The organism is Paraburkholderia sp. Clong3 (assembly GCF_050436485.1).
Classification (GTDB): Bacteria; Pseudomonadota; Gammaproteobacteria; order Burkholderiales; family Burkholderiaceae; genus Paraburkholderia; species Paraburkholderia tuberum.
Genome location: NZ_JBNDMH010000003.1, coordinates 2,336,475 through 2,348,522 on the forward strand (window position 1 = coordinate 2,336,475; position 12,048 = coordinate 2,348,522).

Annotated in this window: 8 protein-coding genes and 2 pseudogenes; all 10 read right to left on the reverse strand. The window is 56.6% G+C overall.

What is annotated here, in order from left to right; translation table 11 throughout:
- Positions 1-61: 61 nt before the first annotated feature.
- A pseudogene (locus OKW30_RS34020) lies at positions 62-1,163 on the reverse strand (IS5 family transposase).
- 79 nt (positions 1,164-1,242) lie between these two features.
- Positions 1,243-1,665: a hypothetical protein gene (locus tag OKW30_RS34025; RefSeq protein WP_429348793.1), complete on the reverse strand. Its 423-nt coding sequence runs from the start codon at positions 1,663-1,665 to the stop codon at positions 1,243-1,245.
- Entirely contained in the window at positions 1,662-2,939 is a 1,278-nt protein-coding gene (locus tag OKW30_RS34030) for a hypothetical protein (protein WP_429348794.1), read from the reverse strand. The genes OKW30_RS34025 and OKW30_RS34030 overlap by 4 nt, the downstream gene beginning before the upstream one ends.
- Positions 2,908-3,165, reverse strand: coding sequence for a PAAR domain-containing protein (locus OKW30_RS34035; protein ID WP_429348795.1), 258 nt, complete (start codon positions 3,163-3,165; stop codon positions 2,908-2,910). The genes OKW30_RS34030 and OKW30_RS34035 overlap by 32 nt, the downstream gene beginning before the upstream one ends.
- Positions 3,166-3,486, reverse strand: coding sequence for a hypothetical protein (locus OKW30_RS34040; RefSeq protein ID WP_429348796.1), 321 nt, complete (start codon positions 3,484-3,486; stop codon positions 3,166-3,168).
- 176 nt (positions 3,487-3,662) lie between these two features.
- Positions 3,663-4,634, reverse strand: a complete 972-nt coding sequence (locus OKW30_RS34045; RefSeq protein ID WP_429348797.1) for a hypothetical protein — start codon at positions 4,632-4,634, stop codon at positions 3,663-3,665.
- A gap of 11 nt (positions 4,635-4,645) precedes the next feature.
- Positions 4,646-7,324 (reverse strand): hypothetical protein, encoded by a 2,679-nt coding sequence (locus OKW30_RS34050; protein ID WP_429348798.1) that lies wholly within the window; start codon positions 7,322-7,324, stop codon positions 4,646-4,648.
- Positions 7,325-7,374: 50 nt separating this feature from the next.
- The gene (locus OKW30_RS34055) at positions 7,375-9,711 is read right to left on the reverse strand and encodes a type VI secretion system Vgr family protein (RefSeq protein WP_429348799.1); all 2,337 of its coding nucleotides are present in this window, start codon (positions 9,709-9,711) and stop codon (positions 7,375-7,377) included.
- 99 nt (positions 9,712-9,810) lie between these two features.
- A pseudogene (gene tssC, locus OKW30_RS34060) lies at positions 9,811-11,369 on the reverse strand (type VI secretion system contractile sheath large subunit).
- Between the two features lie 73 nt (positions 11,370-11,442).
- On the reverse strand, positions 11,443-11,955 hold the full coding sequence (gene tssB / locus OKW30_RS34065; protein WP_429348800.1) for a type VI secretion system contractile sheath small subunit: 513 nt from the start codon (positions 11,953-11,955) through the stop codon (positions 11,443-11,445).
- Between the last annotated feature and the right edge of the window lie 93 nt (positions 11,956-12,048).

Consider the following 12,048-nt stretch of genomic DNA (forward strand, 5'->3'; position numbering starts at 1 on the left):
CCGGGCGTTCGAGGCTGCTAACGGTTTCACCATATCGATGTTATCCATTGCATCCCGGCCCTCAACGGGCAAGTGTGCGCATACGCGTCAGGTTGTAGCCGACCTGCGTCAGCACGAAGAGCTGGTCCACGCGTTCAAGTCCTCGATACATCGCCTGTCGAATTCGTCCGACTGTCTTGCCCCATCCGAACACCTGCTCAATCCGCTTACGTTTTTGCTGGCTGACCGCGTAACCCGGCCAACGCGTGGTTCGCTCGTCAATCGCTGAACCTCCTGGACGCCCATCGTTTTGCGCCACATGAGGCGTGACGCGATTTGCTCGACAGGTGGCGACAAAGCCGGCCGTGTCGTAGTTCCTGTCTGCCCCGACCGTCATGCCGCCCTGGGCCACCTTCGCGGCGTCAGCAAGCATTTGCGCGGCGCAGTCGCGCTCGGCGGTGCCCGTCGCCAGCGTCACCTGCGCGTTGACTACCAGGCCGTGCCGGTTGTCAGTCAGTACATGGCCCATGTAGCAAAGCATCGCACCGGTTCCTTTGCTCTTGCGAAACAGGCGCGCCTGCTCGTCGGTCGTGGACTGATGCGTCGCGTTACTGCGCTTCTGACCGTGCCAGTTGTCATGGGGCGCCGGCGGTTCGTCGGGCGGCGTATCGTCTTCGTCCGGACTTGCCTTCGGCACAAAGCTCTTGTGTCCCGCCCATGCCTGAATCAGCGTGCCGTCAACGCTAAAGTGCTCACCCGACAGATGCCCACGCTCGCGCGCAGTCTCAACCGTCTCGTTGAAGAGCAATACCAGCACATCGTGTTCAAGCAGTCGGTCGCGGTTCTTGCTGAATGTCGAGTGGTCCCACACCGTCCCATCCATCGGCAAGCCGACGAACCAGCGAAAGAGCATGTTGTAGGAAATCTGTTCCATCAACATGCGCTCGCTGCGAATCGAGTACAGCACCTGAAGCAGTAACGCTCGCACCAGCTTCTCCGGTGCAATGCTCGGCCGCCCACCTTTCGCATCAGCCCTCGTACATCCGGGCAAACACGTCGTCCATGCGTTTGAGCGCATCGTTGAGCCACGTGCGAATCGGACGCAACGGATGGTCTTTCGGCACAAAATCATCCAGCTTCAACACCGTGAACATCGACTCCGTAAAACCATCGGCACCGCGCATCCGTTTCATCCCGCTCACATTCATGACATTACCTTCAACGTTTACTCCTTCGTCCCGGATGACGGAGAAACGAGGTATTTCAACAGCCTGCTAGAGGGAGGTCGCCGACTATCAGGATCCAGCGGTCGAGGTAGCGCCAGCGGCGGCCGTGGAGGTCGCGGAGCGCATTACGCAATGCAACCTGCTGCTGCGGGGCCGCAACATGCGTTACTGGTGCGCCTTCGCTGGCACCTTGCGCTTGCTTTTTTTTCGAATCGTAGAGAGCCAACCACCGCGTTGCGCGCATCGAGGCGATCCACAGCAGGACGGCTTCAAAATGCTTTACTAGCATCAGCGCAATGAGCATGCCCGAGAGAAGGCACAATTCAATAATGATTCGTGTCTCATACGTCCATCCGCGCGCCCGCCCTTCTATCCAGACGGCCAGACCCAGCGCGACGAAAAGGATGAAAATTCCGATGCCAATGAAAAGAGCTACCGGTTCAGACTTGTGTTCATTCATGCTTGTTTTCTGCACACGAGCGCGATCAAGTCGCGGTTTTCTTGCGTAAGGACGAGTTGCGGTTTCCCGGTTCGCGCGGCGAATTCAGCCGCGAGTGCGGTGGCGAGCCAGCCGCCCGCCTCTCCGCAATCCCCAACGGTGGTGCTCAGATCGACCCTGGAGCTTTGTCGATCGAATTCGGGCGACGACCTGATTGCGGCCTCCATTTCCGACGAAACTCCGTGGCGCCAGACCGCCCCAATGTTCGTCCGCTCTGCTTTTCCCCAACGCGTGACGTTTTCCACCGTTTCGCCTACCGCATTGGCCAGACCGCGTGCCGGACGATGCAGGAGCACAGCAGGAGCTTTCGCCTTCGTCTGGGCAAGATTTTGGTGCCCCAGCAGTAACGCGACGCCCGCCTCTGCAACACCATCCTCTAGACGTTCGCTGACGGCGTTGCGCAATTGCACTGCGACCAGCAGATGAGCCACCTCTGGCCTCATGCTGTCGAACCATGCGTCGGTACTAAACAACGTGGAGGATCCGGCCGGAGGCTTCAAGATCACATGCACCGACGGGAACTTCCCGGCAACTAGATTCTTCAGTCTCGCCGACACTTCGATGCTCTCAAGGGCGCAATGCGAAACTGCTTCAACGTAAAGCGTCATCCGCGCAGGAAGAGCAGCGAGTTGCGGCGTCAGATCGTCGATCAACTGGGCCAGAAGCCAGTTGCAGACCACGCGTTGGCGACGATACTCCGTGAGTTCGTTTCCAGCATTGAACCTCTGGTTCGGGATTTCTATCCAGCGTGCATCAACATCGGTATTCGGCGTGGCCCTGCTCGCCCGAGGCTCCAGCTTCAGGCTGCCATCGACAATGCCTCGAACATCGTTCTCGTCGCGATTGGCAGAAAAGCGCCATGCATGACCTATCAACGCGAGCGGCACGCTGGCATGGGCGTGACATTTTTCGGTCTCACGGTCGCTAACTCGATTCATCGCTATCGCTTCGCTGCGTCGCGCATATAGATATCCGAGACGGCAGGACAGCAAAAACGCCCACGCCAGGATCGGATAACCGATGGCGCAGAACCAAAACCAGATCGGATTGGTTGGTCCGCCTCGCGACCATAGAAGAATCGTTAGTGCTGCACCAAAACACAGTAGGACGCCTAGAAGCGCAGTCCAAACCAGTTTTGATAGTTGCGGAGGCGGAGGCACCGCTACCCGCGGCGGAACACGAGCGAAGTCGATCGGCATTCGTTTATCTAACCGTCGCGCCATCAGATAGGGCAATGAGGACACTCCCGCACTGGGTCTTGTCTCCATCGCATGAAAGTGGCGTGCCAGCATCCTTGAAACTGCTACTTCCTTCCACGATTACGTTGTCGCCGTGAATCGGACAGGACACGAGGTCTCCGACCCGTGCCGCGCGGCGCCCGTTGACCTTGATCCGATTCGAGCCGGTCAGGATCTTGCCGCCGTGACTCGTGCTGTCGCCTTCGTATGCTAGTTTTTTCATTCAAATCATCTGTCTAATCAGATTTTCACTATATGCAGCCTGTTGAATTGACGTATCATTATTGCAAGTTTCTTGACTTATTTTCCTGCCATCACGGTATACGACTATTCCAGAATAAAATTCCAGACCATCGTCCACTTGCACTGTCTTGTCATACAAAAAATACGTATAGCCACCATTGAAAAATCTTATATGCGCCTCACCACCACCCGAATAAGGAATACTACCAAAATAAAACTTTTCTTTCTTCCGCAAGCCCACGGATGACACTTCAAGATCAATTCTATTCATTTTTCCGTGGCGATATGTTAGCGCCGTCACCACCTATCTCTTTACATAGAGCAGTCGATCGATTGGATTGACAGTTGAACACAATCATTTCATTATCATTGCACACACCTTCCGCATGTGCAGCCGTCGAGTAAAATAAAATAATTGTTAATCAAAATTCGAGGTGAATATTTTTCACGATATGCCGCACGTACTCAAAGACATGTTTATTTTTTGCAAAGTGCGATATCAAAACAAGCGATCCATTTCGTCAACATTTTTCCGTTCGACTGTTTGTATTCAATTTGAACCCAATCTGCCCCCCGACCGCCAATCACCTGGACAAGATCACCCTTGATCAGATACATTTTCGTCCTGCTTGCTGGATCGGGATTTTCATAAAGTCGGGACCTATCAACTGAAATCGCTACATAAGTGGATTTATTCCCACTATCAGAACCGAGCCTTTTTTCGACAAAATTCGCATCAGCAAAGTCTCCTTCTTTTCTTAACTGACCAGCCATCAATAAATATACACCTCGGTTTTCGACAGATGGAGGCTCGCACGTCATCATATTCGCGATCCCCAAATTATCTTCGACGAAATCTTTGATCTTGCTAGAGGGGGTTATTGCTACGGATTGCATGTATTGGCGCCACAAGTTATTCACATGATTAAATTCATATTTAAGCATCGCCGAGGTGGAGTCGTACTTATTGCCAGTCATCGTCCACTCATCAGTATTACCCGCCCAATCCCCTCCACATATTTCTCCTGTCTGCATGCTGACAATACATCCCGACGTTGTATCCAATACCGGACAATATTGCCTGCTGGATACTTCGGCGTTCCCGCTGGGCCCGGGATCTACAATTCCAGTTCTCAAAACACTCAGAACAGCGTATTTTCCCGAAGGAGAGATTGCTGGAGAATAGTCCTTGTCAAAAATCAATCCGCCTGCAGAAGAAAAATTCCCCATGTGAAAGAGTGCTACCTGCTTTCCAGATAAATCCGAAAAAACAGCCTTTTTCCAGCCGGAGCCAAAAATCTTTTCTTCCGATTTGCTCAGCGGCAAGGAAAAAACCAGCGACGAGCCCCTCTGGAAATTTATTTTTGATTTATCGGCGTCAGATTTTGCAGAAAAAAGAATGGTCATCGAAAATCCTATGAGCAATGCCACTTTAGTGTAAATGCGCATGTCAGCTCCAATCACCCGAGTTTGGTCAATAAATTGCTATATCGCCGATTATTCGAACTTGATCCATTATTATCACTGGACATTTCACGATTATTTCCATAATGATCGATAATTTCTCGTTCGTACCGCGATCGATCCGCCCCCCATTCCTTTGGATTTCGAGAGAGTCCAGGATGCCTCGCCCGAATAACATCAAGAGATCTTCCCAAATCTCTACCGACATACCCCGGTCGGTTGACACTCTGGTCCAACGCGGCTGCTCGGCCAAGATCGGATTGGAAATAATCAGCTATTGTGTATTGGTAACCTCTTGGTATTTTCGGCAAAACGGTCGCTCTCAATCTGTCAATGAAATCCATCAACTGCTTAGCTTCAAAGGATTTGAAAGTGATCGCATGTGCAATGACAGCCAGAGGTATGTTTTTTACTGTTTTTCCAAAATTATCAACTGAGCATCCCTGCCGGATTACCTCCTTTAAAGGCGAACCGGTGAGTTTCTTCCCTTGCGTTAATTCAGCATGCGTATAGAACATTGTTGCTGACTCACCTGTCCCTTCGACGGTCCAACCACACGTCTCAAACAAGTCGTGATAGTCAGCTTCGTTTGTTACTTTGAATTCCGCAACCTGCATTGCTAGCTCGCCCCTTCCTTGAGAGTTGACGGTTTTCTGCATCGCTCCCGCAGTTACGATTTCGCTGTCGTAAGATTGGACGGCATCGATTTTCCCTTCATTTTCTGACATCGCAACAATAATCCGGTATTCACTTTCCGAGACTGTACCGTTCGCCCGCATTTCCGCTAACACTTTCGATTTCTCTAAGGGGACTTCACCCCAGAACACTGGCCCATAGTGCGTGTGCGGTGCGTGGCCGTAACGGGTCACCTTAAAGACGTTTTGCAGACAACATCCACACTCACAAGGACTCTGCGCACGGAGAAAATTCCCCACCAACCCAACCGGATGAATATGAAACACATTCGACCCAGGAAAGTCCGTCAGCCCGGCCTTGACGACATCCCACCAGACCAGCTTCCCGATCCGTTTCTGCTCCTCGACGTGCTCAGCCTTCGGCCCCGTGCGCTGCTCGATCGCCGCAATCAACTGCTTCCACTTATCCGGATTCGCCCACTCGCTCTCGTGCTGGATGATCAGCCTCGACATCCGCAGCGCCGTCCACGGGTCGTTCGCCGCATTGCGTAATCCGTCAGCAGCCTGTGCAGGGTCGCCGCCCAGATTCAGCGCCTGGTAAATCGATGACATGAGCGCACTGAGCTTGCCCAGCGAACCCGCATCCGGCACGTCCGCACCCATCGCATAGTCGACAAACCCGTTCGTCGTTGCGAACATCGTATGCGTCGGATCGTGCTCGTCGTCCAGCGTCTGGAAGTCCACCCACTTCTGCGCGAATTCCCGCGTCACCCTCCCGCCCGCAAAATTCTCTTCCCGTACCCAGCCATCGATCGGCTGGTGACGAACATCCGCGCTGTCGATCTTCCACCAACGCCACTTGTCGCCATCGCCGCCTGTCTCTGTCTCGATGTACTGACGATCTGTGCTTCCCCTGGCAAGCGCCGCAAGCGGAAAGACCTCGATTACACCGGTCTGTCCGGCTTCAGCTCCTTCCTCATTGTGTCTCGTGTACAACGTGGTCCCACTGTCGATCCGCTGGATCGTTGGCTCACCGGGAAGGGCCAACTGCTTCCATGCGTTGACCTTTGCGCCGTTCTGCCCGATCCAGCTGCGCCCCTCGTCGATGAACGACTTGATGCTGTCGTCGCAGAAGACCTCAATGTGCACCATCCGGTTTCCGGAAGTCTGCCGGGACAACGAGTCGTAGCGACCAAGATGGCCAATCAGTTCACCCGCCTTGATCGGGACGACTTCGGAGGGCGTCGACAACACGATCACCCGGTCCAGCGAGGAGTCAGGCATCACTTCCCTGACGACTGGACCACCGTGCTCTGCGCCAAGAAAGATCCATCCGTTTGTCGCGGGATGCGCGACACCGCCTGCGGTTCCCGGATAGGGCGACACGCCGCTCGCGTCCTTGATCTGCCCCCAGCCGTCCTCGCGTCTTCCAAGGCTAACCTGAGCCCCCTGAGGGAGGATGCAGAGTACCGCGCCATGCGGCCTGGATACCCGGACCCGCAGTCCCTGCTGCCCGGCGGGCGCCAGCTGGCCACCCGACCCGGCCGTAGGACGGTCCTGCGCACAGGTGGTCACCTCGAATCGCGTCGCCCAGTACTTCGGCCTGGGTAGATGTGCGTCACTCTCGTAGTCCGCGAAGTCCTGCAGGTGTGCGTACAGGCTGTAAAAAGTCAGTTTCCTGTCTTTGGGAAACTCCATTGAATGACGCACCAGCGCAAACCCTGTGCTGTACGGCACACTGATTGCAGGTTGGCCATTCCGCGCGGGGATCTCGCTGATGGGGTAAGTACGATCGAGGCGCCACGCCACCACTTCGCCGTCCGCAATACAGCGCACTCCGCCCTTCAGATCCAGCGATGCGCCGGCGCCCGCCTCGGTCACGTGTATTCCGCCGTGCCACATGCCTTTGCCGCTGATCGAATAGGCGCCCGATGGCTCCTGCCTCAACAGTTTGTGGAATTCATGCTCGTCAATGAAATCTGCCGGCGCCCCACCGGTGCCCTTCCTGCGGAACGGAAACGCAAACTGAAGCAGCTTCACGGGCGTGATGGGTGGATTTGACGGAGGAGTCGTAGTTGCCATGACTATGCTTATTCTGAAAAGCCGAAGTTCGTATTCCCTTTGACATCTTTAAGGGGAGCACCCGGCCAGCTTGGAAAGGTAAAATTGTTCTTCGCCGGACCATCGACATCCAGCCCACCCTTGACCTGTATCTCACTTGAGCTCGCAATCACGATCTTCCCGTTTGCGATTTTTACGTACGCACCTGCTCCATCGCCCAGCGTGATCCCTTTCGACCCAGTAATGACTACTTCGCCTGTCGACGAACTAACCGCGACGTTGGTAAGCGCCATCAATTCCAGAGCGTCCCCTTGGGCCTGAACCTGCACCTTGCCCTTGGCTGCGAAAATCCGGATTCCGAGCTTCGCGGCAAACAGTGAAATTGCCTCGCCGGCCGCTGCCGTGATCCGCTTGAGCACGCCGATGTCGATTCCTTCGCCAGCAGTAACGAACATCTGCTTACCCGCGGCCAACTGCATGTGCGCGCCACTAGCGACACCAATGCCTTCAGGTGCGCTCGCCACGATCACCGGCTTCCGGAGTTCCGCGAGCTTTTGCTCGACGAGCACACGTTGCTGATCGACTTCGGCCAGCAACGCCTGCGCGGCACTCGCAGAACCGTTGAGCGAGCGCAGGATTTCCTCGGCTTGCTGAAGTGTTGTGTCGGCGTTGGGCATCGCGAGTTGCTCGCCCACAGCACCAGGCTGCGCCTCGGCACTAAGCAACAATCCTTTGGCCGCCCGGGCTGACAGATACCCATCCGTCCTTAGCTCGGCGCCTTGTCCCCGCTCCTTCCTCTCCCCATCAACCATATGCCCCAGATTCAGCTCACTGGTCTGAAACGGCGTAGTCAGATGGATATGCTCAACCCCTTCCTTATCCTCCATCCGCATTTCATTCTGAGCGGCGGTTCGAACGATATTGCGCGTATTGTTGAGGTTATTAACCAGATCCGGGTGCAAGCTGTCATGCATCGCCCCGATGATCACAGGCCGATCCGGGTCCCCAGCCGTGAACACGATCGCCACTTCCGCCCCATCGATCAGCGGAAAGTGATGACCATAATCATCCCCGCTATAGGGCTTCGCAAACCGCACCGGCCGGCTGGTTCCGCCCGGACTCCACTCATCGAGATCGAACGGCAGCACGATCACATACCAGCCCTGCTCGGTCAGATACGCGTACTTATAATTCCCCGGCGACGTGACCCGCGCGGGCAAGATTCCATCGATGGTAGGCCGCCGAACCGACTCCATCGAAGTCCGCCACACACGATCCGACGGAATCCCCTCGAACGTCACCTGATATGCCTGATCCCGCGCGCCCTGCGACCTCACTGAAGTCACGAAAATCCCATACTTCGCATCGGCCGGATTCGGATCGATCGACATGACCTCGCCCGCCTCGAGCCAGAACGGATTCCCCGTGCCGACAAACGCAATCTGACTGGCCAGATGCGCCTCATGCCGCAACCGGGCAATACGCTGACCTTCGTCGGGCGTTTCGTAATGCTCGCCCCAGCGGTAATCGACCGCGTTCGTGGTGCTGTCGTCGCGCGCGGTGTTCTCCTCCACGAGCAACGATATTCCCGCCTGGCGATGGTTATAGTCGTGCAGGCGCACGGACTCGGGAACGCGCTGCGTCCTTTTCTCGAGCGCCGTGATTGCCTCCGCTCCGGCACCCTCCATTCCCGCATTACGCCGGTACGGCACCCTACGCTGCTTACGCGCGTACGCATCGAGATCGTCGCCGAACACGATCATCGCGCGATCCTTCTTCTGTTCCCACCGAAACCACATTCCTTCCTGCGCGCAGAGCCTCTGGATAAACCTGAATGTCGTCTCGCGATACTGCGTGATGTACTCATGCCGCTTGTACTGCCCACGTAGCTGGAACACGAAGTCGACTCCGCTGCGATACCCGTAGTGCCGCAACGTATCGGTAATGATCTCCTCGACCGATTGCTTCTGAAACAACCGGCTCGTCACGCCGCGATCGAGATCGGCGAGTTTCGGCTCCAGCACGACCCTGTAGCGCGTTTGATCGGCCGATGTCTCGAACTCGTCGAACTTCGTCACGATGCCGTGAATCGTATGCGCGGGCGGTCTCGTGCTGAACTTCTCGGCGTTCTCGCCAAACATCTTGCGCAGATAGTCGATATCCGGATTGCCCGGCTCGATCGTGAACCGCCCCGGGCGCCCGAGCACCTGATCCATCGGAATTCCCGCTACCGGGCTTGTGAATTCGATCTCATAGCCATACAGCTCACTGATGCGATCGACGCCCGTGAACTTCAGGATCGAGAACGGCGCCGGGTGCGGCGCCAGCTTCAATTCATAAGCCTGCAACGGCAATGCCATCAGCATTGAATTCCTCTCGATTACGCCAATATCACAGCGCTGTCGAGGCAACTGCTAACGGTTGCCCCGGCAGCTCGTGCGAAGACTCAATCAGAAAACGCCTGATCAGCTCTTCGCCTTCGGCATTTGCGACACCAGCGACAGCCCGATGTCCATCCCCTCGACCTGGAAGTGCGGAATGATGAAAAGCTTGATGCGGAAGAAGCCCGGGTTGTCCTCGATGTCTTCGACGGTCACCTTCGCTTCACGCAGCGGGTGCGATGCCTGCAACTCGTCGCCCGGATCTTTCATCTCGGTCACGAGACCCTTGATCCAGTTGTTGAGCTCGATCTCCAGCAGACGTCGATCCTTGGTCGTCCCGATGTTTTCGCGCTGAATCAGCTTCAGGTAGTGCGCGATACGCGACAGCAGGAAGATGTACGGCAGCCGTGCGTTGATACGGCTATTGGCCGTCGCTTCCTTGGTCTCGTACAGTGCCGGCTTCTGTGCAGAATTGGCCGAGAAGAAGCACGCGAAGTCGTGGTTCTTGTAGAACGACAGCGGAATGAAGCCCAGATTCGCGAACTCGAATTCGCGCGTTTCCGGAATCAGCACTTCGGTCGGGATCTTCGGCTGCACGCCGGTGCCAAGGTCGTACAGGTGCACCGGCAGGTCTTCCACCTTGCCACCAGCCTGCGGGCCGCGGATCTGCACGCACCAGCCGTTATTCACGAAGCTGCGCGTCATGTTGGCCGCGAACGCGAACGACGCGTTGACCCACAGGTACCGGTCATGGTCCGGGCCCTTCACCGCTTCCTCGTAATTGAACGCGCGCACCGGCGTCGTGTCCTTGCCATACGGCAGGCGGCCGATCACGCGCGGCATCGTCAGACCGACGTAACGCGCGTCGTCCGTATCGCGGAAGCTCTTCCACTTGATGTACTCGGCGCGATCGAAGTAGTTGCCGATATCCTGGATCGCCGCGACTTCCTCCATCGACTTCTTGCCGAAGAATGCCGCGCCGACCGAGCCGATGAACGGCATATGCGCAGCCGCCGCGACCTTCGAGATGTTGCGCAGCAGTGCTACGTCCTGCGGCGAATTGGCGAACTCGAAGTCGCTGATCACCGCGCTGATCGGCTGGCCGCCCGGCGTGTCGTACTCCTCGATATACGTGAGGCGATACAGGCCGCTCTGGATCAGCTCCGGCGTGTCTTCGAAGTCGCGTTGCAGCGCATCCTTCGACACGTCCAGCACTTCGATGCGCGCGTTCTTGCGAAAATCCGTGCGCGACACCAGCATCTTCAGGCCACGCCAGCGGCCCTCCAGCGCGCCTGAAACTCAGGGGTATGCAGCACCGCGTCGAGCTGTCGGCTGATCTGCCGGTCGAGCTGGCCGATATGAAAATCGAGCAGCGACTTGTCGAGACGCTCGACAGGCTGGCTCGATTGCGCGACCAGCTCGAGAAACGCGCCGATACCACGCGCGATGCGCTCGTCGGCCGACGCCTCGGACAGCATGTCGCTATCGCGGAATGCCTCGAGCGGGCGCGCCTCGGATACGGGCTTCAGGTTGATCTTGTTGCACAGCGACGCATAGACGCTGTCGCCGGCGAAGGACATGTCTTGCGCGGCATCGAGCACAACGGTCTCGGTCGCGCCCTGACGGGATTCGTTCTGTTCCATTTGTGTTCCTGGCTGAGTTTTTGCAGCAATGCGGTTGCGCAAGGCGGTGACGGCTTGCTTCGCCCGTTCCCGCTCAGGCATGGCCTTCCGGCTGGGTCGCGGCAGTGGCGATCTGCGCGAGTTCGCCGCGCAGCTTGTCCGACAGGCGCCGGTCCTTCAGGACCTTTTCGAACTCGCGACGGAACATACTGTTGTCGAGCAGATTGGACTTCAGATCGCGCAGCAGATTGCGCATCGCCAGCAGCGCCTGCAATTCGGGAATCTGACGCGCCACCTGCTCCGGCTCGAAGTCTTTCATCGAGCGAAACGCGAGCTTGACCGGTAGCTCCGAACCATCGTCGGCGAGCGTGTTCTCGGCCGCGATCTTCAGGTCGGGTGCGTAGTCGGCGAGCACCGCGTCGAAATTATTTTTGTCGATGTTGACCTTCTTGCGCTCCGCCAGTGCCGCCTGCTCGCGGCCCGCACTGAAATCGCCGGCGACCAGCAGCTTGAGAGGCAGCTCGACCTTCTTCTGCGCGCCGCCCGTGTGCAGGTCCAACGTGATCGAGACGCGACTCTTCGGAATTTCGCGCTGAAAGCTGTCCATTCATACTCCTCATGTAATCAGATTCGACACAACCCGCAGATCTCGCCCATGGCGATGCGGTAATTCCATTCGCATGCCCGCGAGCGCGCTTAA

Excerpts from the sequence above, each read along its gene's own strand:
- tssB (WP_429348800.1), bottom strand. The coding sequence starts at position 11,955 with ATGGACAGCTTTCAGCGCGAAATTCCGAAGAGTCGCGTCTCGATCACG.
- OKW30_RS34035 (WP_429348795.1), bottom strand. The coding sequence starts at position 3,165 with ATGAAAAAACTAGCATACGAAGGCGACAGCACGAGTCACGGCGGCAAG.
- OKW30_RS34055 (WP_429348799.1), bottom strand. The coding sequence starts at position 9,711 with ATGCTGATGGCATTGCCGTTGCAGGCTTATGAATTGAAGCTGGCGCCG.
- OKW30_RS34025 (WP_429348793.1), bottom strand. The coding sequence starts at position 1,665 with ATGAATGAACACAAGTCTGAACCGGTAGCTCTTTTCATTGGCATCGGA.
- OKW30_RS34045 (WP_429348797.1), bottom strand. The coding sequence starts at position 4,634 with ATGCGCATTTACACTAAAGTGGCATTGCTCATAGGATTTTCGATGACC.